The following is a 21195-nucleotide window of genomic DNA, read 5'->3' as shown; positions in this document are numbered from 1 at the left end:
CCCCTTCCGCGCGTGCGAATTCCGGTTTCGTCATGACGACGCCTCCTCCGGCCAGTACAGCCGGCGCGGATTGTCGACGAGGAGCCGTTGCCGCAACGTCGCGGTGGGGGCGATCTGCGGGATGAGATCGACCAGCGCGCCGTCGTCCGGCATGTGGGAGATCAGGTTCGGGTGCGGCCAGTCCGTTCCCCACAGCACGCGGTCACTGAACGCCTCGACCACGCGCCGCGCGAACGGGATCACGTCGGCGTACGGCGCGCTCTCGCCATCGCGTGCGGGCGGGCCGGTGATGGTGAGGCGTTCGGGGCAGGACACCTTCGTCCAGACGTGCGGATTGTCGCTCAGAAAGCGCAAGAACGCCGAGAACTCCTCGCCGTCCGGATCTTTCGACACGTCGGGCCGGCCCATGTGATCGATGATGACCGGCACGTCGAGGCCTGCGAGGTAACCGGTCAGCGCCGGCAGGTCTCGAGCTTCGAGGTAGACGACGATATGCCAGCCGAGCGGTCGGATCCTCCGGATGATGCGGTCGACGTCCTCGGTGCGTGCCGGGGATCCGAGCCGCGAGAGGAAGGTGAAGCGCACGCCGCGCACGCCCGCCGCGTGCAGTGCCGCGAGTTCGGCGTCCGTGACATCGGACCGCACGGTCGCGACGCCGCGCGCCCGTCCACCGCTGCGGCCGAGGGCGTCCACGAGCGCACGATTGTCGGCGCCGTGGCATGTTGCCTGCACGATGACGTTCCGTTCGAAACCGAGGTGGTCACGGAGCGCGAAGAGTTCGTCCGCTGATGCGTCGCACGGGGTGTACGTGCGTTCCGGCGCGAAGGGGAACGCCTCGCCGGGCCCGAACACGTGACTGTGCGCATCGACCGCACCCGCGGGCGGGCGGTACGAGGGGCTGGACGGCGACGCGAGCCAGTCGAGCCACCCCGGCGTCTTTTCGTACCCGCCGGACGTGTCGCCGTGCGCCACTGTCATTCCTCCACGTACTCGAGGCCGGCCTTCTCGAGTGGCTCGCGCATCCCGTACAGATCGAGCCCGAGCACGCCGTCGCGGAACTGCTGACGCTTCGATGCTTCGTTCGCCTCACGGTCACGGGCCGCATCCGCGACGGCGCCGACGATCGCGCGCGGCACGACGACCACGCCATCGACGTCCGCGACGACGACGTCGCCCGGCGTCACGAGCGCGTTCGCCGCGACGACGGGGATGTTCACGGATCCGAGCGTCGCCTTGACGGTGCCCTTCGAGTTGATCGCGCGAGAGAACGTGGGGAAGTCCATCTGCTCCAGGTCGGCGACGTCGCGTACGCCGCCGTCGATCACGAGGCCGGCGCAGCCGCGCGCCTGGAGCGAGGTCGCGAGCAGATCACCGAAGAACCCGTCCTCGCTCTCGGTGGTGCAGGCCGCGACGAGCACATCGCCCGACTGCACCTGTTCGGCGGCGACGTGCATCATCCAGTTGTCGCCCGGCTGGAGGAGGACCGTCACGGCCGGACCGCAGAGCGCCGCCCCCGAGTACGCCGGACGGATGTAGGGGCGCATGAGGCCCACCCGGCCCATCGCCTCGTGGATGGTCGCGACACCGAATTGCGACAGCCGTTCGACGTCGTCGGGATGGGGTCGTGAGATGTTCGTGCGGACGATGCCGAGGTCGTTGAGGCGCATGGATCGTTCCTTTCAGAGGCCGCGAGCGGCGAGAGCACGGTCGAGGCGGGGCGCGATGCGGCGGGCGTTCGTTTCGAAGACCTGCCGGCGCTCCTCGGCGGTGAGGTTCGGGGTGGCATCGATGTAGCGCTTCGTGTCATCGAAGGAGTGACCGGTGCGCGGGTCGATGTCGCGGACGGCGCCGATCATCTCGCTGGCGAAGAGGACGTTGCTGACGGGGACCACGTCGGTCAGCAGGTCGATCCCCGGCTGGTGGTAGACGCACGTGTCGAAGAACACGTTGTCGAGCAGGTGCTCTTCGAGGTCGGGACGGCCGAGCGCCATCGCGAGGCCGCGGAAGCGCCCCCAGTGGTACGGCACGGCGCCGCCGCCGTGCGGGATGATGATCTTCAGCTCGGGGAAGTCGCGGAAGAGGTCGCCCTTGATGAGCTGCATGAACGCCGTCGTGTCGGCGCCCAGGTAGTGATCGCCCGTGGTGTGCATGACGTCTGGGAGACAGGTGGTGCTCACGTGCACCATCGCGGGGATCTCATACTCGACGAGCTTTTCGTAGATCGGGTACCACGAGCGGTCCGTGATCGGCGGGGCGCTCCACCGGCCGCCGGAGGGATCCGGGTTGAGGTTCACGCTCACGGCGCCGAGTTCCTCGACGGCGCGGGTGAGCTCGTCGACTGTGGTGCGCGGATCCTCGCCCGGCGACTGCGGCAGCATCGCCCCCATGAGGAAACGGTCGGGGAACAGGCCGCTCACGCGCGCGACGAGGTCATTGCAGATCCGCGCCCACGTGCGGCTGACCTCGAGGTCGCCGATGTGGTGCGCCATGAACGAGGCGCGCGGGCTGAAGACGGTGACGTCGCTGCCGCGCTCGTTCATCAATCGCAGCTGGTTCGCTTCGATGGACTCGCGGATCTCGTCGTCGCTGATCGCCAACGCGGCGGGGTCCGGCGCGGCGGCCTCCCCGCGCGTGAAGGCGATCTGCTGGTCGCGCCAGGCGCCGAGCGGGGGCGGTGCGGTGGTGTAGTGGCCGTGAATGTCGATGATCAACGCGTGTCGTCCTTGTCACTGGGTTCGCCCTGCGGGCGTCGTCGGTCTTCGGTGATCCGAGCCTAGGACGCCTCGCCAGTGTGGTCCAATAGATGTGCAAGGCGTTGATCATAGAAGGAATCGATAGATGGCGCTCCCGGATCTCAACCAGCTTCGGACGTTCGTCGTGCTGTACGAACTGCGCAGCGTCACCGCGGCGGCCGACCGACTGCACGTCACTCAGCCGACCGTCAGCTACACCCTGCGGCGCCTGCGCGAACGATTCGGCGATGAGCTCTTTCGGCGTGAGGGGCACGACATGGTGCCCACTGCGAAGGCGACGGCGCTGTTCGGTCCGCTCCACGAGGCGCTCGCGCAGATCGACGCCACCGTGAGTGCGCCCGAGGCGTTCGAGCCCGCGGACTTCAGTGGCGAACTCACGCTCGGACTGACCTCGGTGGGGGAGCAGACGTTTCTGCCGCCGATCGTGGCGCAGCTCGCGCGCGAGGCGGCACACCCTCACCTGCACGTCCAGCGACTCGATGCGGACGAAGTCGAGGACGCGCTCGTGCGCGGATCGATTGACCTCGCGATGGCGGTGGCGATGATCGGCAGCCCCCGACTGTGGCGCACCCATGTGCGCGCCGTCGAGTACGTCGCGCTCACCTCGGATCGGCACCCGTTGCCCGCGGTCGCTCCGGACATGTTCGACGGACGGCGGTTCGTGCGCGTGTCGGCACGCGGCGGGCACGTCTTCCCGCTCCAGGCACTGACCGAGCACGGGCTGATGTCGCAGGTATCGCTGACAGTCGAGGAGTACTCGACCGTGCCGGCGGTGCTCCAGGCGACGGATCTCGTCGTCCTCGTGCCGCGTCACGTGGCGGAGGTGTTCGCGGGCTGGTTTACGGGGCTGCGCATCTCCGACGTGCCGTGGCCGGCACAGAGCACACCGGTCTCTCTCTACACGCGGCGTGAGGCGAACTTGTCACCCGCACAGCGCTGGTTCCGATCCGTCGTGCGCGACGCTGTCAGCTGACGCCAACGACGGCCCTCTCGAGGCTCAGCGCTTCGAGCCCTCGAGCGTCCCTTCGACCTCGACGAGCGAGGCGCCCTCGTCGTCGGACGCCTCGTACACGAGGCACTGGATCTTGTCGTCGCCCTGCTCCCACGAGGTTTCGGTGGGGGAGTAGTAGCTGTACCAGAGCGCCGCGGACTCGTTGAAGGGAACGCCGACGAAGGTCTCGAACTCCTCTGCGCACGTCGCCTGCGCGTCGGCTTCGATGTCGGCCTTGCCCGGCCAGCTGGCGCCGAGGTCGAGCGCATAGTCGTGGTAGACCTCATAGTCGTGGAGGTCTGCACAGGGCACGATCTCGACGTCATAGATCTCGCCGTCCGAAGCCTCCGGCTCGTTCAGGCAGTCGCCCACCGCGAGGTCGAAGACGCTCGCGGTATCGCCGTCCGTGCCGCTGCCGCCGCGGCCACCGTTACCCGATCCGTCGAGCATCGAGGAGATCGCCCCGCACCCGGTTGCGAGCGCGGCCAGGAGAAGCGCGGATCCGGAAGCGAGCGCGAGACGCGTGCGGAACGAGGTGCGAGACATGACGGCCATCCTGTGCTGAGTGGGTGCGTGTGCACCCCAGGCTACGCGGTGACGGCGAATGGAGCGGTCAGGCGTCGACGTCGTCGACCCCGGGTAGCCAGCTGTGGCCGGGCACTCCCCACCGACGCTTCTTGGCGATCTTGTGGGCGATCTTCGCGTGCTCGGGTGCGAGACGATCGACATAGATCACGCCGTCGAGGTGGTCGAACTCGTGCTGCAGGATCCGCGCTCGCCAGCCATCCACGTCGATGCGCACGGCCGCCCCATCGAGAGTCGTGCCCGTGACGACCGCGCGCTCGGACCGTCGCAGGGGGAAGCGTTCGCCGGGAAACGACAGGCAGCCCTCGGACTCGTCGTCCTCGTCCGGGGCGCCGGGGACGAGCGGGACCATCCAGAGCTCGGGGTTGAGGATCTCTCCGCGCCACGGCCGACCGTCGTCGTCCTCGTAGGCATAGGTGAAGACGCGCAACGCGACGCCGACCTGCGGCGCCGCGAGACCGACGCCCGGCGCGGCGTCCATCGTGTCGTACATGTCGGCGACGAGAGATCGGATCTCATCGGTGACGCTGCCGACGGGCGCGGCGGGTGCGTGCAGGGCGGGGTCTCCCCAGATACGGATCGGCAATACGGCCATCCTCAAAGGCTACTGAGGATGTCTGGGTGTCGGCGGCGACGCCGGGGCGCTCGCCCACTAGTCTCGAGTGTGTGACGTGGGGAGAGGGCTTAGTCGTCGGCGCAGAGATCACGCCGGACGACTTCGTCGGGCTGTTCGATAACCCGGGGCTCTTGCTCGGCATACCGCTCGCGATTGCGGGCGCGGTCTTCATGTCGCTGGGCGCGCAGTATCAGAGCCGCGGCGTTCGCAAAGTCGAACGACTGGCCGGCTCGACCGGGCGGGGCGGCCTCAAGGGCACCCACCTCGCGAGCCTGCTGCGGCGGCCGTCGTGGGTCGCGGGAACACTGCTCCTTGCGGCCGCGATCTTCTGTCAACTCTCTGCCCTCGCGATCGCGCCGCTCATCGTCGTGCAACCGCTCGGCGCGATCTCGCTCGTGATCACGACACTCCTGAACGCACAGATCACCGGCCACACGCCGACGAAGGCCTCGCTGTCGGCCATCGGTCTCTGTGTGGGTGGGATCTTCCTCTTCGTCGTGTTCGCAGCTCTCTACGCGGTCGAACGCCCGCTGGAGCCGACGCGACTCCTCGTCCTCCTCGCGATCCTCCTGGTCGTGCTGATCTTCGTCGGCGCGGCATGGCTCGTCTTCCGCAAGCGCGCGGGCGCCCTGTTCTACATCACGGCGGCGGGCGTGCTCTACGGTTTCGTCGCGACCCTCGCGAAGGTCGTGATCAAGCGCTTCCAGGCGGGCGACGTCGATCTCGTGACCATCGCGTGCCTGATCGCGCTCATTGCGGCTGGTGTCGCAGGCGCGTACTTCGTTCAGACGGCCTACTCGTCCGGCCCGCCCGACCTCGTGATCGCGGGGCTGACGGTCATCGACCCGATCGTCGCCGTTGTGATCGGCGCGTGGCTGCTCGGAGAGGCGGCGCTGACGCCGATCTGGACGATGATCATCTGGACGCTCGCGGGATCGGCGGCAGCCATCGGGGTCGTCGTGCTGGCACGACGCCATCCGCAGGTCGTGAGCGAGAGCCAGGAGCTTCCGATCCGCCGCGGCAGCACGAAACCCGAGGACGCCGACGACGAACGGTAGGCTCGATATTCGCGGGGCCGTAGCCAAGATGGTCAAGGCAGCGAGCTCATAACTCGACGATCCGTGGGTTCAAGTCCCACCGGCCCCACCACACGAATCACACGGATGTTGTTTTTCGCGGCCGCATGGGTGAGAATGTGAGCACAGACGAATACAGAGATCGCCGATGACGATCGCCGTTCAGGTACGGAGGGGAAGCCGCACCTGACGAAACGGAGAGATCATGGCGACACCACGTGCGCGCGGAGTGGTCTTCATCCACTCGGCGCCAAAGGCGTTATGCCCGCACCTCGAGTGGGCGGTCGGCCGCTCGATCGGGCGCGCCGTCAACTTCCGCTGGCACGATCAGCCCGCACTCACGGGCGCGCGCCGTGCCGAATTCGTCTGGGATGCCCCGGCGGGCACGGGCGCGGCCATCGCGACCGCCATCCGCGGCTGGGAGCATCTGCGCTTCGAGGTGACGGAGGAACCGACCGCGCGTTCGCTCGGCGGACGCTGGATGCACACGCCGGATCTGGGCGTGCACTACTCGCAGATGGACGCCGCCGGCAGCATCGCTGTTCCGGAGGAGCGGATCCGGGCGGCGATGGAGAACCTCGACCCGCTCGAGATGCGTCGCGAGCTGGACATCGCGCTCGGCACGGCATGGGATGACGAGCTTGAGGTCTTCCGTACCGCGGGCGACGACGCACCGGTCGTCTGGTTGCACAAGGTCGGTTGACCTCCGCGCCGCCCGCAGTGTGCGGCAGCGTGCCTCGACCGCGCGAATCATGCGACGGTCACGCAAAACCAACGTGGGCCCAGGAGAGTACTCCGGGGCCCACGTTCATGTGTCCATCAGCTGTCGTACGTGGCGAATGCCGCGACGGCGTTGTGTCCGCCGAACCCGAATGAGTTGCTGATCGCGAGGTGAGGACCGTCGCCGAGCGGCTGCGTCTCACGTGAAGCACGGAAGCCGATCTCCGGGTCCTGCTCGAAGAGGTTGATGGTCGGAGGGGCAATGCGGTCCTGGATCGCCTTGACGGCGAAGACGGACTCAATCGCGCCGGTACCACCCAGCAGGTGACCGGTCGACGACTTCGTCGCACTTGCGGGGATCTCGCGGACGCGATCTCCGAAGACCGTCTCGAGGGCGGCGAACTCGGCAGGATCGCCGACGGGCGTCGACGTCGCGTGGGCGTTGATGTGCGTCACCTCGTCGGGGGAGCGCCCCGCGGCGTCGAGCGCGGCGCGAACGGCGCGCGCGGCGCCCTGCCCGGTCGGATCATTCGCCGTGATGTGGTGGGAGTCAGCCGTGACGCCCGTGCCGGCGAGCTCCGCGTAGATCCGGGCTCCACGCGCGAGCGCGTGCTCCTCGGTCTCGAGCACGAGCACTGCGGCACCCTCGCCCATGACGAACCCGTCACGATCCGCGTCCCAGGGGCGCGAAGCCGTCTCGGGCTCGTCGTTGCGACGCGAGAGAGCCTGCATCGAGGCGAAGGACGCGACCGTGATGGGATGGATCGCCGACTCGGCGCCGCCCGCGATGACGACGTCGGCGTCGCCCGACATGAGGTGCTCGTAGGCGCTGTCGAGCGATTCGACGCTCGATGCACACGCCGAGGCGACGGTGCGGGCGAACGCGCGCGCACCGAAGTGAAGTGAGAGGAAGCCGGCGGCCGAGTTGGGCATCAGCATCGGCACCGTCATCGGCATCACGCGGCGCGGGCCCTTCTCGCGCAGGGTGTCCCAGGCGTTGAGCAGCGTCCACACACCACCGATGCCGGTCGCGAAGTCGACGCCGAGACGCTCCGGGTCGACCTCGGGCTCGCCGGCGTCGAGCCAGGCTTCCATGGCGGCGACGAGGCCGAACTGCGTGGAGATGTCGAGGCGCTTCGTGGTCGGGCGGTCGAGCACGGTGTCCGGCCGGACGGTCGCCTCGGCCGCGATCGACACGGGGAGGTTGTACTCCTCGACCCAGTCATGCTCGAGCCGGCGGGTGCCAGAGACACCGGCGTTGAGGTTCTTCCAGTTCTCGGCGACCGTGCCGCCGAGGGCGGACGTGGCGCCGAGACCGGTGACGACGATTCGCTTGGTCATGCGGGGTTTCCTTGCTCCGGGGGTGGGAACGACCGGGGCGTCGCAGGAGAGGCCTGCGACGCCCCGGACACGCTCAGGAGTTCGACGTGATGAAGTCGACGGCATCCTTGACGGTCTTGAGGTTCTTGACCTCGTCGTCAGGGATCGTGACGCCGAACTTCTCTTCGGCGTTGACGACGATCGTCATCATCGAGATCGAGTCGATGTCGAGGTCGTCCGTGAAGGACTTCTCGAGGGCGACCTCGCCGGCGTCGATTCCGGTCTCGTCCGTGATGAGTTCCGCCAGGCCAGCGAGGACCTCGTCGTTGTTCAGTGCCATGGATTCTCTCCTTGATCGTGGTTCGTAGAAGGGGTGGATCGGGAAACCGTCACTCAGTCTATGGGTGACGGCGTGTTTCTCACGGGAGGACGACGACCTGTGCGGCATAAACGAGACCGGCGCCGAAGCCGATCTGCAGCGACAGGCCGCCGGACAGTTCTGGGCGCTCTTCGAGCAGTCGGTGCGTCGCCAGCGGGATGGACGCGGCAGAGGTGTTGCCGGTCGTTTCGATGTCCCGCGCGATCGCGACCGATTCCGGCAGTCCGAGCTGCTTGGCGAACTCGTCGATGATGCGCCCGTTGGCCTGGTGCGGAACGAAGGCGGCGAGGTCGGCGACGTCAACGCCCGCCTCGTCGAGCGCCTTCTTCGCGACCTTCACCATGTCCCAGACGGCCCAGCGAAACACGCTGGGACCCTCCTGGCGCAGGGTCGGCCACTCCGACGCGCCGTCGCGGAACTCCGTGAGGGTGTGGTTCATGCCGACGAGGCTCGCCTTCGACCCATCGGAGCCCCACTGTGACACCGAGACGCCGGGCGTATCGCTGGGGCCGAGGACAGCGGCCCCAGCGCCGTCGCCGAGCAGGAACGAGATCGAGCGATCGGTGGGATCCACGATGTCGCTGAGCTTCTCGGCGCCGATCACGACCGCGTACTTCGCCGCACCGGCGCGGATCAGCGCGTCGGCCTGCGCGATGCCGTAGCAGTACCCGGCGCACGCAGCATTCTGGTCGTAGGCTGCCGCGGGCGTCGCCCCGATGGCATCCGCGACGATGGCGGCGACCGATGGCGACTGGCGCGGGTTGCTGATCGTCGCGACGATCACGAGACCGATCTCGGCCGGGTCGATGCCCGCCTTCGCAACGGCTTCGCGCGCGGCGTCTGTCGCCATCTCGATCGCGGTCGTGCCGTGGTTCGCGCGTGTCCGCGTGACGATGCCCGTGCGCTGGCGGATCCATTCGTCACTCGAGTCAATCGGTCCGACGAGGTCGTCATTCGGCACAGCGTTCTCGCCGCGGGACGCGCCCATCGCGAGGATTCGCGTGTACGCGTGAACGGGAGCTTGTTTGAGGGCGGCAGTCATGTCTTCTCTTTCCGAGCCGTCGGTCAGTCGCGTGTCGCCGCGAGCTGGTCGCGTGCGGTCGCGAGGTCGTCGGGCGTCTTGAGGGCGACGGCGGGGACGCCGCGCAGGCCGCGCTTCGCGAGGCCGGTGAGCGCGCCCGCGGGCGTGAACTCGACAAGCGCCGCGATGCCACGCTCGGCGAAGTCCGTCATGCAGAGGTCCCAGCGCACAGGGTTCTGCACCTGGTGGACGATGAGTTCGAGGGCGCGCTGGCCGCTCGAGACGACGGATCCGTCGCTGTTCGTCCAGAGAGGAAGCTGCGGATCCGACACGGACGAGATCGCGTCGACGGCGGTCTGCAGAGAGGCTGCGGCGGGGGCCATGTACGGCGTGTGGAATGCACCGGCGACCTGCAGGGCGATCACGCGGGCGCCGCGCGGCGCGTTTTCGGCGAGTGCTGCGAGCCCGGCGGAGGCACCGGCGGCGACGATCTGGCCGCCGCCGTTGTGGTTTGCGGGGGAGAGGCCCGCAGCCTCGATCGCGTCGAGCACGTCTGGTTCGCGCCCACCGATGACGGCAGACATTCCCGTCTGCTCGAGCGCCGCGGCGTCGGCCATGGCGCGCCCGCGAGCTCCGACCAGCCGCATCCCGTCGATGTCGCTGATCACGCCGGCGGCGACGAGCGCGGCGATCTCGCCCACCGAGTGGCCGGCGACACCGGCGAACGATGCGCGTTCGGTGGGGGAGAGCGCATGCCATGCCACGAGGCTGGCGGCGACGATCAGCGGCTGCGCGACGGCCGTGTCGCGGATGCGGTCGGCGTCCCACTCGGTGCCTGCGGCGACGAGATCAAGCTCGGCTGCCTCGGCGTATCGTTCGAGGCGCGCGGCGGCGCCGTCGAGTTCAAGCCAGGGAGCGAGGAAGCCGGGGGTCTGAGAGCCCTGTCCGGGGAATGCGGCGACAATCACCCGATCCATTCTTCCCGCCCGGGCCACGCGTCGGCTGGCGACACCCTTACAAGAATCACTCCGGACATTGTGTGAAGGTCACGAACGGGCGCGGCGCGCGGCCTGCCGCTTCTTGACGAAGTCGGAGGATCCGATGGACCCGAGTATGAGAGCGGTCTGCAAGATGAGCGCTTCTCGCGGACCCGTCGCGTCCCACCCGATCACGTCGCTCACTCGCTTGAGGCGATAGCGCACGGTGTTGGGGTGCACGAACAGCTCCCGAGCCGTCGCCTCGAGGGAACGACCGTTGTCGAGGTAGCTCCACAGCGTCGTCACGAGGTCGGTCGAGTGCCCCTCGAGCGGACGATAGATGCGCTCGATGAGGGTGTGCTTGGCGACCGTGTCACCCGCCAACGCCCGCTCGGGGAGGAGGTCGTCGGCTTCCACCGGGCGCGGCGCGCTGCGCCACGAGGCAGCGACGGCGAAGCCCGCGAGGGCCGCGCGGGCGCTGCGGCTCGCGTCGACCAGCGCGTCCATCGTCGGCCCGAGCACCAGGTGCCCCGTTCCGAAGAACGGCTCGAGCGCCCCCGCGATGTCGAGGAACGACATCTGCTCGTCATCCGAGGGCTTGTCCTGTCCCGGGTCCTCGGCGCGGCCGAGCACGAGCACGAGTCGGGATCCCTGCACTCCGATAAGCACGTCGACGCCGAGCTTTCGTGCGCGGCGCCGCACCTGGTCCACGTCGAACGACGGCGGGGTGGTGCCCACGAGCACGCTCACCTGTCCGTGCCCGTGCCAGCCGAGGGCGGCGATGCGGCTCGGCAGTTCCTCGTCGGTCTCACCGGTGAGGATCGTGTCGACCACGAGGGCCTCGAGGCGGGCATCCCACAGGCCGCGAGACTCGGCCGCGCGGGCATACACGTCGGCCGCCGTGAAGGCGACTTCACGCGAGTAGAGGAGGATCGCCTCGCGCAGATGGTCACCTCGGCCGGCGATCTTCTCCTCGGTGACATCGACGGTGACGCGCACGAGCTGCAGGGTCTGCTGCAGGCTCACGCTGCGCAGCAGTTCCCGGGGCGCGGCGGCGAAGATGTCGGCGGCGATCGTGGGAGCCTCGGACGGATCCTCGTACCACTCGATGAACGAGGTGATGCCGGCCTGCGCGACGAGCCCGACGGCGGACCGACGACCGGGAGGCATCTCCGCATACCAGGGAAGCGAATCCTCAAGGCGGCGCAACGTCGCGGTCGAGATATCTCCCGCGATCCGTCGCAACCAGGCGAGAGTCTCCTGCTTGTCCATCGTGGCGCGTGTGCTGTCGGTCATATCAGGTCCTGACGAGACGATCGGGTGGGGCCGCGGCCCCACCCCGGTGATCGTCGATCGATCAGGCGTCGCCTCCTCCATTGCCGGAGGTGCCCGCCGCGACGTCGTGCAGGCGGTACTTCTCGACAGCCTCGCCGACGACGGAGCGATCGATTTTGCCCTGCTCGGCGAGCTGCTGCAGCGCGCGGACCGCCATCGAGGGACCATCGATCTTGAAGAACCGGCGGGCGGCTTGGCGGGTGTCGCTGAAGCCGAAGCCGTCGGCGCCGAGCGTCGCGTAGGGTCCCGGGATCCACGGGCGGATCTGGTCCTGGACCGCGTGCATGTAATCGCTCGTCGCGATGAACGGCTGGCCTTCCGCGTGCTGGAGCTTCTCCGCGAGGTAGGAGCGCCGGGGCTCCTCGTTCGGACGCAGGAAGTTGTGCTCGTCGGACGCGAGGCCGTCGCGGCGCAGCTCGTTCCAGCTCGTCACCGACCACACATCCGAGACGACGCCCCAGTCGTCCTTGAGCAGCGTCTGTGCCTCGAGGGCCCAGGGGACCCCGACACCCGACGCGAGCAGCTGCACGCGGTGGCCATCGCCCGAGCCTGCGCTGACGCGGTGGATTCCGCGGACGATGCCCTCGACGTCAACATCCTCGGGCTCTGCCGGCTGCTTGAACGGCTCGTTGTAGACCGTCATGTAGTACATGACGTCGGGATCGGGGTGCGATCCGCCGTACATGCGCTCGATGCCGGCCTGGACGATGTGCGCGACCTCATACCCGTACGCCGGGTCGTACGAGACGACAGCGGGGTTGGTCGACGCGAGGAGCGGCGAGTGGCCGTCCATGTGCTGCGTTCCCTCGCCCGTCAACGTGGTGCGACCAGCCGTGGCGCCGATGACGAAACCGCGTGCCATCTGGTCGCCCGCGGCCCAGAAGGCGTCGCCGGTGCGCTGGAAGCCGAACATCGAGTAGAAGATGTAGACCGGGATCAGCGTCTCACCGTGCGTCGAGTACGACGTTCCCGTCGCCGTGAGCGCTGCCGTGGCCCCCGCCTCGTTGATGCCGACGTGCATGATCTGACCCTCGGTGCTCTCCTTGTAGGCGAGCAGCAGGTCGCGGTCGACCGAGAGGTAGTTCTGTCCGGCGGGGTTGTAGATCTTCGCGGACGGGAAGTACGAGTCCATCCCGAAGGTGCGCGCCTCATCCGGGATGATCGGCACGATGCGGTTGCCGAAGCCCTTCACACGCATCAGGTCCTTGAGCATCCGCACGAACGCCATCGTCGTGGCGACCTCTTGGTTGCCCGACCCCTTCTTCGGGAGCGCGTAGTCCTTGTCCTTCGGCAGTTCGAGCGGGACGTTGGTGACGCGGCGCTCGGGGAGGAATCCACCGAGCTCATGGCGCCGATCGCGCATGTACTGGATCGTCTCGTCGTTCTCGCCCGGGTGGTAGTACGGCGGACGGTACGGGTCGTCCTCGAGCTGCTTGTCCGTGACGGGGATCTGCATCGTGTCGCGGAAGAGCTTGAGGTCGTCGAGCGTCATCTTCTTCATCTGGTGCGTCGCGTTGCGCCCCTCGAAGTGCGGGCCGAGACCGTATCCCTTGATGGTCTTGGCGAGGATGACGGTCGGCTGTCCCTTGTGCTCCATGGCCGACTTGTATGCCGCGTAGACCTTGCGGTAGTCGTGACCACCGCGCTGCAGCGCCCAGACCTGGTCGTCGGTGTAGTCCTCGACGAGCTTGAGGGCGCGCGGGTCGCGGCCGAAGAAGTGCTCGCGCACGAAGGCGCCGTCCTCCGCCTTGAAGGTCTGATAGTCGCCGTCGGGCGTCGTGTTCATGATGTTCAGCAGGGCGCCCTCGGTGTCGCGAGCGAGGAGCTCGTCCCACCCGCGGCCCCAGACGACCTTGATGACGTTCCAGCCGGCGCCGCGGAAGAAACTCTCGAGCTCCTGCATGATCTTGCCGTTGCCACGTACCGGACCGTCGAGTCGCTGCAGGTTGCAGTTGATCACGAACGTCAGGTTGTCGAGGCCCTCGTTCGCGGCGACCTGGAGCTGACCGCGCGACTCGACCTCGTCCATCTCGCCGTCGCCGAGGTAGGCCCACACGTGCGAGTCGGCGACGGGCTTGATGCCGCGCGCCTCGAGGTACTTGTTCGTCATCGCCTGATAGATGGCGTTGATCGGGCCGAGCCCCATCGACACGGTGGGGAACTGCCAGAAGTCCTGCATCATGCGCGGGTGCGGATACGAGGGCAGGCCGTGCGGAGCCGCCGACTTCTCCTGACGGAAGCCGTCGAGCTGCGTCTCGGTCAGGCGACCCTCAAGGAACGAACGCGCGTACATACCGGGGGAGGCGTGTCCCTGGTAGAAGATCTGGTCGCCGCCGACCTTGTCGTCGAGGCCGCGGAAGAAGTGGTTGTGGCCCACCTCGTAGAGCGCGGCGGCCGACGCGTAGGACGAGATGTGGCCGCCGACGCCGATGCCGGGACGCTGCGCGCGGTGCACGGTGATCGCGGCGTTCCACCGGATCCACCGGCGGTAGCGGCGCTCGAGGTCCTCGTCGCCCGGGAAGTCGGGCTCGTCCTCGGCGGAGATGGTGTTGACGTAGTCCGTGGTCGGAACCATCGGCACGTTCAGGTGGTGCTCCTTCGATCGCGAGAGGAGGCTCAGCATGATCTCGCGACCGCGCTGCGATCCCTTCGCATCGACGAGCTGGTCGAGAGACTCCTGCCATTCGGCGGTCTCATCGGGGTCGCTGTCGACGGCACCCTGCGAGTACGGATCCTGATCGTGAACTGCCACGAGGTGACCTTTCGTCGTGCGGGCAGATCGTGCCCGGTAATGCGGATCTGGGTGCGGGGGCGGCGAGCGGTGGTCGCGCTCCGGCACACGTATGCCCCCAGCCTATCGATAGTGACAGGTGCCCCGCGCCATCGTCCGACGACGGATCCGCGTAGACTTGCCGCACGGGTCTTTAGCTCAGCTGGTAGAGCACCTGGTTTACACCCAGGTTGTCGTCGGTTCGATCCCGGCAGGACCCACGTGAAAGCGACCCCGTCTGACCAACTGCTCGTGCTCGACCTCGTCGCTCTGGATCGCGCGCTCGAGCGCGCGGAAGCGGCACGTTCCCATCCTCCGCAGGCCGCACGCGTGAAGGAGCTCGTCGCGCTGCGCAACGAGCAGGGTCGAGCGCTCGTCGAGAAGACCAACCTGCGCGACGACGTGCGTGTCGAACTGAAGCGCGTCGAGAGCGATATCGAGGTGGCGAGGGCGCGACAGCAGCGCGACCGCGATCGTCTCGGCACAACGGCGATCGCTCGCGACGCGCGCGCACTCGAGACCGAGATCGCGTCGCTCGCCGCACGGATCGACAAGCTCGAGACGCGGGAGCTCGAGCTCATGGAGGACCTCCAGGTCGCCGAGGCGGATCTCGCTGACCAGCAGCGTCAGCTCGAGGAGACGACCGACGAGGGGCGTCGTCTCAGCGCGGAGGGCAAGACCGCGGTCGAATCGGCGGCGACGGAGGTCGCGAGCCTGTCGAGCGATCGCGCCGAGATCACGGCGAAGATCCCCGAGGCTCTGCTGACGGACTACCAGCGGATCGCGAAGCGCACAGCGGGAGCGGGCCTCCTTCACCGCGGCACCTGCGGCGGCTGCACGATGACGCTCTCCCCGAACGACCTCGCGCAGATCGCGCGCACAGCCGACGACGAGATCGTGCACTGCCCCGAGTGCTCCTGCATCCTCGTCCGCACCGCGGAATCCGGACTCTGACGCGCCCCGTACACTGGACCACAGCGAATGGGTCGGCCGGGCGGTCGCGTCGCGCGTGAGCGCGCCGAGGAACGTCCGGGCTCCACAGGGCAGGGCGGTGGGTAACACCCACCCGGAGAAATCCGCGAGAAAGTGCAACAGAAAGCAGACCGCCGGCCGCAAGGCCGGTAAGGGTGAAACGGTGGTGTAAGAGACCACCAGGGGCCGCGGCGACGCGGCTCGCTGGGTAAACCTCGCCCGGAGCAAGACCAACAGGGGATGACAAGGCGGCCCGCCGAGTCCCCGGGTAGGTTGCTGGAGCGGCACGGCAACGTGTCGCCGAGATAGATGGCCGTCCAGGGGTGGCGACACCCCAGACAGAACCCGGCGTACAGGCCGGCCCATTCGCGCCGCAGGACGCGCCTCGCTGCGTTGTCGTCGGTCAGCGCACGCCCGGTGCGCTTCCCTCCTGCCGCCTGGCGAGGCACGCCCTGCACGAGAATGGCTTCGCTGCGTTGTCGCCGGTCAGCGCGCGCCCGGCGCAGCCCAGCGCCGCCGGTCAGGTCAGGACGAGGCTGGCGGCGCCGATGATGCCCGAGTTGTTGCGGTGCACGGCCGTTACGATCGGCGCGCGCGTCTCGATGCCCGGCAAGAACTTCTCGGGGTTCTTCGATACGCCGCCGCCGACGACGATCAGGTCCGGAGAGAAGAGGAACTCGACGTGTGCGAAGAACTTCTGCAGGCGCGCGCTCCACTCATCCCACGGGATGTCGCCGCGTTCGCGAGCGGAGGCCGAGGCGTATCGCTCGATGCTCTCGCCGTCCCACTGCAGGTGGCCGAGCTCGGTGTTGGGCACGAGCACGCCGTTGTAGAGGAACGCCGAGCCGATGCCGGTTCCGAGCGTCGTCATGATCGTCAGGCCCGCCTGGTCTCTGGCGGCGCCGAACTTCGCCTCCGCGAGGCCCGCGGCATCGGCGTCGTTCACGAAGTGAATGTCGCGTCCGAGCGCCTTGCCGAAGAGGTCGTCGGCGTCGAGCCCGATCCACTCGACCGACACGTTCGCGGCCGACAGCGTGATGCCGTCCTTCACGATCGCCGGGAAGCACACCCCGATCGGCAGGTCGCGCGCGTCGTCGCCGAGCAGTTCGACGAGTTGCCGTGCCGTCTCGAGGACGTCGCGCGGCAGGGCGCCCTCGGGTGTCGGGATCCGGACGCGGTCGCCGACCAACGCCCCCTCAGCAAGATCGACGACCCCGGCCTTCATGCCGGTGCCGCCGATATCAATCCCAATGGCGCGCGCAGGTGCATTCGTCATGCGCACCAGTTTACGGGGAGTTACGCACTCCTCTTGTCACGCGCGTCCTTGGTCGGGTCGTCGCCCTCACCACGTCGCTCGCGGATGTACTCGAGACGCTCGGACAGAAGCTGCTCGAGCTCCTCCTCGGAGCGTCGCTCCAGAAGCATGTCCCAGTGCGTACGTGCCGCCTTCTCACCGGAGCGGTCGACCTCCGCGGCGCCCTTCGGCGTCTGCAGGATGGCCTCTCCGCCGCAGGTACGGCACTCCCAGGAAGCGGGGGCCTCAGCGTCGGCGGCGAATGTCAACACGGTCTCTCGGCCGCACAAGCTGCAGAGGTAGGTGTGGTCTTCGCGCTCCATGAACACGACGCCCTCTTCGCTCTGCAGGCTCTGGGCTCCGAGTCTGATTCCGCGCAGGCTGCGATCTGCCATGTTCGTGTCCTCTCTTCGTCTCTAGGTCTAACGAACGGCGCTGGGCGGATCATCCGAAACGGCGCGAAGCGCCTCGCCTTCCCAGCAGATGCTCAGTCCATCGAGCGATCGAACGACACCTCCTTCCGCGAAACGTAGCGTGCCCGTCGAGTGGGGTCAACGGGGGAGGTGCGGCCGGTCAGTCGCCGCGCACGTCGAGCGCGAGGTCGGCCCGATCGGTGACGATACCGTCGACGCCGAGATCAATGAGGCGGCGCATGTCATCCGGGTCGTTGACGGTCCACACGTGGACCTCCGCGCCCGCGGCATGTACGGCGTCGATGAAGCGGGGGGTGAGCACGCGGATCCGCCCGTGATTCTCGGGGACCTGGACGGCGTCGATGCCGCGCAGCGCGCGCCGGATCACGGCGGCCGGCGCCGGTCCGCGCGTGAGGGCGACGAGCATGCTGATCGTCGCGCGGCCGGGGGAGGTCGCGGGAGCTCCACCCGCGTTGCGCGCAGACCGCAGAGCGGCGCGACGTCGCGGGTCGGAGAAGCTCGTGAGGAGAACGCGGTGCGCTTCGGGGCCCACGATCCGCCCGGCCCGTTCGGCGGCCTCGTCCACCTTCACGTCGATGTTGAAGCGCGCGTCGGGGAAGGCATCGAGCGCCTGCTCGAGGGTCGCGAGGCCGCCGCGCGACGCCATCACCGTCTCCAGCTGCGCGAGCGACATCTCGGCGACGGCGCGCGGATCCCCGGCGACTCGCGAGAGGTCGTCGTCGTGACAGAGGACGACGACGTCGTCGGCGGTGATGCGGCAGTCGGACTCGATGTAGGCCGCGCCGGCGGCGTCGGCGGCCGCGAAAGCGGCGATCGTGTTCTCGGCGATACCGTCACGATGCATCTCGTCGGTGACGAGCCCGCGGTGGGCGAGGATCCGGGGGTGGGCGGTGCGTGCGAAGTACGGGTGGGGTGCGTTCGCCATGGTCCGGAACGTATCACCGGCTCCCCGCATGAACGCTCGGCTTCGCCGCGGGACCGGCGCGTTATAGGCTCGAACGGCCCCTTCCGCACGACCACAGGAGTACCACGTGTCGACCCCGATTCCCGCCGGATCCCTCGAAGGCAAGACCGCGCTCGTGACCGGTTCCTCCCGCGGTGTCGGCGCCGACACTGCGCGCTTCCTCGCTGCGGCCGGCGCGAACGTCGTGATCAACTACCGCAGCAAGGCGCCGCGCGCGGAGAAGCTCGCGGCCCAGCTTCACGAGGAGTTCGGCACAAGCACGCTCGTGGTGGGTGCCGACCTCACGGACGGCGACTCGGTGGACTCGATGATGGGCGCCGTCAAGGACGTGTTCGGCGGAATCGACTTGCTTTTTCTCAACGCCTCGGGCGGCATGGAGCAGAACATGGGCGAGGACTACGCGATGCGTCTCAATCGCGACGCACAGGTCTCGACGCTCGAGAAGGCGATTCCGCTGATGCCCGCCGGCTCGCGCGTCGTGTTCGTCACGAGCCACCAGGCTCACTTCATCCGCACGACGCCGACGATGCCCGAGTACGAGCCGGTTGCGTTGTCGAAGCGCGCGGGCGAAGACGCACTGCGCGAGCGGATCCCGTCGCTCGCCGATCAGGACATCGAGTTCGTCGTCGTCTCGGCCGACATGATCGAGGGCACGATCACCGCGACACTGCTGAACCGTCTGAACCCGGGAGCGATCGACCAGCGCCGCGAGGAGGCCGGCTCGCTGCTGAACGTCGCCGAGTTCGCTGCCGAGATCGTCAAGGCCGCGGTGGAGGAGGTCCCGCCGCACAACGAGCGCATCTGCGGCGACGTGTCGAGCTTCGCACCGATCGAGTGAGCTTCGGCTGACACGGCGCTCATCTGCGGCGACGTGTCAGGGTCCACTGCGACCGACTGACGCCGTTCAGGACCCCTCGGGAGCACCGCGCCCGGACAATCCCTCCACAGGGTGATGCGCACGACACCGGAGAGTGGCACGATCACGACATGCCTCGTTCCGCCGTTCCCTCGCGCACCGGTTCCGCACCCGCGGGTGCCAATCGGAGCCGACGCTCGCGGGTACGTTCGTGGCTCACGGAGCACCCGACGACGGCCTGGTACGTGGGCAGCTCGATCGTAGCCGTCGTGCTGTACGCAGTCGCGGCACCGGTGCAGGCGGTCGCTTATGGCCTTCCTCTGATCGGCGCGCTCCTCCTCCCCGCCCTGCAGTCGGCGGCACTCGTCGCCCTGGCGCGGTTTCCCTGGCCGTCGATCATCGTGTTCGCCGCTGCGGGAGCCGTGACGGCGCTGCTCATTCCGGCACTGTGGCTGCCGTGGCCATGGCACGTGACCGGCATGATCGCGTTCGTCGTGCTCGTCGTCGGAGCGTGGGCGATCCACGGCTGGAAGCAGGGGCTCGCGGCCTACCTGGTGCCGGCGATTGCGATCTCCGTGCCAGCGGTTTCCGAAATATCCTCGCGGTCGCTCGCGACCTGGATCGTCGCGGTGTCGCTCGGCGCGATCGCGGCTGGTGTCGGTGCGTTGCTGTCCGACCGCATTCGGATCGCCGGGCAGCTGACGCGGGAACGCGCGGTCACCGAGGCTGAGACGGAGCGGAGGCTCGTCGCCGAGGAGCGTCAACGTATCGCTCGAGAGCTCCACGACGTCGTGGCGCATGGCCTATCCCTCATCCAGGTCCAGGCGACCTCCGCGCCCTACCGCGTGCCGGACCTCGGCGACCGCGCGACGGAGGAGTTCGCCGATATCGCGCGGGCCGCGCGCACATCGCTGCAGGAGATGCGTAGTCTGCTCAGCGCCCTTCGCGGTGATGACGAATCGGCGGAACGCGCCCCCCAGCCCACTCTCGCGGACATCACGCGAATCGTCGCCGAGACCGAACGGGCCGGAGCGCGGATCCGGCTCGACATGCCCGAGCCACCACCCGCGCCGACGACGGTCGCGATCGCCGCGTTCCGCATCGTGCAGGAGGCGATCAGCAACGCCGTGCGGCACGCACCGGGCGCCGCGATCCAGGTCTCTGTCGGTGCGATCGACGGCGCGCTGCTGGTCGAAATCCAGAACGATGCGGCGACCAGGGATCCGTCGTCACGCGCGGGAGAGACCGGGCACGGCCTCGTCGGGATGCGCGAACGTGCCAGCCTTCTGGGAGGATCCTTTCAGGCCGGTCCGACTCCGGCTGGCGGCTTCCGCGTCTCGGCGAGCCTCCCGCTTTCCGCAACGACCCCCGAACAGGAGCCCCGCCGATGACCGCGGACAGCATCACCGTCATGATCGCCGACGACCAGGCCATGGTCCGCGCGGGATTCGCGGCGCTGCTGGACGCCCAGGGCGACATCCGCGTGATCGGTCAGGCCGAGAACGGCAGCGAGGCGGTCCGCCTCGCCCGCGAATTGCGCCCCGACGTCGTCCTCATGGACGTGCGAATGCCGGAGCTCGACGGCATCGGCGCTACGCAGCAGATCCTGCAGCCAGAGCGGCCCCTTCCGCACGTCCCGCGCGTGCTCATGCTCACGACCTTCGACATCGACGAATACGTCCACGAGGCGCTCCAGGCTGGCGCGAGCGGGTTCCTCCTCAAGGACGCGCTGCCCGACGAGCTGGCGCACGCTGTCCGTGTCATCGCCGCGGGGGAGGCGCTCCTCGCCCCGAGCGTCACGCGTCGTCTCATCGAGCGCTTCGCGACGTCTCGAGACGACTCACCCTCGCGCGCGGCGCTGCACCTGAACGCGCTCACGGAGCGCGAACGCGAGGTGCTGACGGAGGTGGGGCGCGGTCTGTCCAACTCCGAGATCGCCGCCGAGCTGTTCATCGGCGAGCAGACGGTGAAGACGCACGTCAGCAGGCTGCTGCAGAAACTGCCGGCGCGCGACCGCGTACAACTCGTGATCACGGCGTACGACGCGGGCCTCGTTGCTCCGGCCTGACGCGCATCGCAGTATCACCCCGCCGTAGGGGGTCGAATCACCCCGGCGGGGGACGCCAAGGGAT

At 68.4% G+C, this 21195-nt stretch carries 21 protein-coding genes, 2 tRNA genes and 1 other RNA gene; 10 read left to right on the top strand and 14 right to left on the bottom strand.

The genetic code is table 11. The features are described 5' to 3' along the window. Positions 1–30 precede the first annotated feature (30 nt). The 3 genes from IEW87_RS09990 to IEW87_RS09980 are packed head-to-tail and all read right to left on the bottom strand — an operon-like array spanning position 31 to position 2711. Entirely contained in the window at positions 31–978 is a 948-nt protein-coding gene (locus IEW87_RS09990; RefSeq protein ID WP_188712077.1) for an amidohydrolase family protein, read from the bottom strand. Further along, positions 975–1667, bottom strand: a complete 693-nt coding sequence (gene ligK / locus IEW87_RS09985) for a 4-carboxy-4-hydroxy-2-oxoadipate aldolase/oxaloacetate decarboxylase (protein ID WP_188712076.1) — start codon at positions 1665–1667, stop codon at positions 975–977. Before ligK ends, IEW87_RS09990 begins: the two co-directional genes overlap by 4 nt. A 12-nt stretch (positions 1668–1679) precedes the next feature. Beyond that, positions 1680–2711, bottom strand: coding sequence for an amidohydrolase family protein (locus tag IEW87_RS09980; RefSeq protein ID WP_188712075.1), 1032 nt, complete (start codon positions 2709–2711; stop codon positions 1680–1682). Positions 2712–2838: 127 nt separating this feature from the next. On the opposite strand from IEW87_RS09980, the gene IEW87_RS09975 reads away from it, so the two are divergent. Further along, positions 2839–3726, top strand: coding sequence for a LysR family transcriptional regulator (locus tag IEW87_RS09975; protein ID WP_188712074.1), 888 nt, complete (start codon positions 2839–2841; stop codon positions 3724–3726). Between the two features lie 24 nt (positions 3727–3750). Here the strand turns inward: IEW87_RS09975 and IEW87_RS09970 are convergent, their stop codons facing one another. Both IEW87_RS09970 and def read right to left on the bottom strand, forming a co-directional pair. Beyond that, positions 3751–4290: a septum formation family protein gene (locus tag IEW87_RS09970; RefSeq protein WP_188712073.1), complete on the bottom strand. Its 540-nt coding sequence runs from the start codon at positions 4288–4290 to the stop codon at positions 3751–3753. Between the two features lie 67 nt (positions 4291–4357). Next, the gene (def, locus tag IEW87_RS09965; protein WP_188712072.1) at positions 4358–4924 is read right to left on the bottom strand and encodes a peptide deformylase; all 567 of its coding nucleotides are present in this window, start codon (positions 4922–4924) and stop codon (positions 4358–4360) included. A gap of 71 nt (positions 4925–4995) precedes the next feature. Between def and IEW87_RS09960 the strand changes: the two genes are divergently transcribed. From IEW87_RS09960 to IEW87_RS09950, 3 genes are all read left to right on the top strand, one after another. Then, positions 4996–6003 carry a DMT family transporter gene (locus tag IEW87_RS09960; protein ID WP_229731081.1) on the top strand — a complete coding sequence of 336 codons (1008 nt, stop codon included), beginning with the start codon at positions 4996–4998 and terminating at the stop codon, positions 6001–6003. A 13-nt stretch (positions 6004–6016) separates the two neighbouring features. Then, positions 6017–6094: transfer RNA gene (locus IEW87_RS09955), tRNA-Ile, on the top strand. Between the two features lie 132 nt (positions 6095–6226). Next, the gene (locus IEW87_RS09950; RefSeq protein ID WP_188712071.1) at positions 6227–6724 is read left to right on the top strand and encodes a DUF3145 family protein; all 498 of its coding nucleotides are present in this window, start codon (positions 6227–6229) and stop codon (positions 6722–6724) included. 116 nt (positions 6725–6840) lie between these two features. On the opposite strand, the gene IEW87_RS09945 is transcribed toward IEW87_RS09950, so the two are convergent. From IEW87_RS09945 to aceE, 6 genes are all read right to left on the bottom strand, one after another. Next, positions 6841–8082 (bottom strand): beta-ketoacyl-[acyl-carrier-protein] synthase family protein, encoded by a 1242-nt coding sequence (locus IEW87_RS09945; RefSeq protein ID WP_188712070.1) that lies wholly within the window; start codon positions 8080–8082, stop codon positions 6841–6843. 73 nt (positions 8083–8155) lie between these two features. Continuing rightward, positions 8156–8401 carry an acyl carrier protein gene (locus IEW87_RS09940; RefSeq protein WP_188712069.1) on the bottom strand — a complete coding sequence of 82 codons (246 nt, stop codon included), beginning with the start codon at positions 8399–8401 and terminating at the stop codon, positions 8156–8158. 79 nt (positions 8402–8480) lie between these two features. After that, positions 8481–9482 carry a beta-ketoacyl-ACP synthase III gene (locus IEW87_RS09935; protein ID WP_188712068.1) on the bottom strand — a complete coding sequence of 334 codons (1002 nt, stop codon included), beginning with the start codon at positions 9480–9482 and terminating at the stop codon, positions 8481–8483. 23 nt (positions 9483–9505) lie between these two features. Beyond that, entirely contained in the window at positions 9506–10429 is a 924-nt protein-coding gene (locus IEW87_RS09930) for an ACP S-malonyltransferase (protein WP_229731080.1), read from the bottom strand. Between the two features lie 78 nt (positions 10430–10507). After that, positions 10508–11734, bottom strand: coding sequence for a PucR family transcriptional regulator (locus IEW87_RS09925; RefSeq protein WP_229731079.1), 1227 nt, complete (start codon positions 11732–11734; stop codon positions 10508–10510). A 61-nt stretch (positions 11735–11795) separates the two neighbouring features. Further along, positions 11796–14525: a pyruvate dehydrogenase (acetyl-transferring), homodimeric type gene (gene aceE / locus IEW87_RS09920; protein WP_188712066.1), complete on the bottom strand. Its 2730-nt coding sequence runs from the start codon at positions 14523–14525 to the stop codon at positions 11796–11798. Between the two features lie 166 nt (positions 14526–14691). Between aceE and IEW87_RS09915 the strand changes: the two genes are divergently transcribed. The 3 genes from IEW87_RS09915 (at position 14692) to rnpB (ending at position 15884) form a co-directional block, all read left to right on the top strand. Further along, positions 14692–14764: transfer RNA gene (locus tag IEW87_RS09915), tRNA-Val, on the top strand. Between the two features lies 1 nt (position 14765). Then, positions 14766–15497 carry a zinc ribbon domain-containing protein gene (locus IEW87_RS09910; protein WP_188712065.1) on the top strand — a complete coding sequence of 244 codons (732 nt, stop codon included), beginning with the start codon at positions 14766–14768 and terminating at the stop codon, positions 15495–15497. Positions 15498–15525: 28 nt separating this feature from the next. Next, positions 15526–15884, top strand: an RNA gene (gene rnpB, locus IEW87_RS09905) — RNase P RNA component class A. A gap of 151 nt (positions 15885–16035) precedes the next feature. Here rnpB and ppgK read toward each other — a convergent pair. From ppgK to IEW87_RS09890, 3 genes are all read right to left on the bottom strand, one after another. Then, positions 16036–16791, bottom strand: a complete 756-nt coding sequence (ppgK, locus tag IEW87_RS09900) for a polyphosphate--glucose phosphotransferase (RefSeq protein WP_188712064.1) — start codon at positions 16789–16791, stop codon at positions 16036–16038. Positions 16792–16811: 20 nt separating this feature from the next. Further along, complete coding sequence (locus tag IEW87_RS09895; RefSeq protein ID WP_188712063.1) at positions 16812–17204, bottom strand: RNA polymerase-binding protein RbpA; 393 nt, start codon at positions 17202–17204, stop codon at positions 16812–16814. Between the two features lie 178 nt (positions 17205–17382). After that, on the bottom strand, positions 17383–18168 hold the full coding sequence (locus IEW87_RS09890) for a glycerophosphodiester phosphodiesterase family protein (RefSeq protein WP_188712062.1): 786 nt from the start codon (positions 18166–18168) through the stop codon (positions 17383–17385). A gap of 106 nt (positions 18169–18274) precedes the next feature. On the opposite strand from IEW87_RS09890, the gene IEW87_RS09885 reads away from it, so the two are divergent. The 3 genes from IEW87_RS09885 (at position 18275) to IEW87_RS09875 (ending at position 21131) form a co-directional block, all read left to right on the top strand. Next, a complete protein-coding gene (locus IEW87_RS09885) occupies positions 18275–19045 on the top strand; it encodes an SDR family oxidoreductase (protein ID WP_188712061.1) in 771 nt (256 codons plus the stop codon). Between the two features lie 149 nt (positions 19046–19194). Then, complete coding sequence (locus tag IEW87_RS09880; protein ID WP_188712060.1) at positions 19195–20454, top strand: sensor histidine kinase; 1260 nt, start codon at positions 19195–19197, stop codon at positions 20452–20454. After that, positions 20451–21131, top strand: coding sequence for a response regulator (locus IEW87_RS09875; RefSeq protein ID WP_188712059.1), 681 nt, complete (start codon positions 20451–20453; stop codon positions 21129–21131). The genes IEW87_RS09880 and IEW87_RS09875 overlap by 4 nt, the downstream gene beginning before the upstream one ends. The last annotated feature ends 64 nt before the right edge of the window (positions 21132–21195 follow it).

The sequence above is a fragment of the Microbacterium faecale genome, from assembly GCF_014640975.1.
Taxonomy (GTDB): Bacteria; Actinomycetota; Actinomycetes; order Actinomycetales; family Microbacteriaceae; genus Microbacterium; species Microbacterium faecale.
Note: the sequence above shows the minus strand (reverse complement) of the source record. Positions and strands in the feature narration are given on the sequence as shown.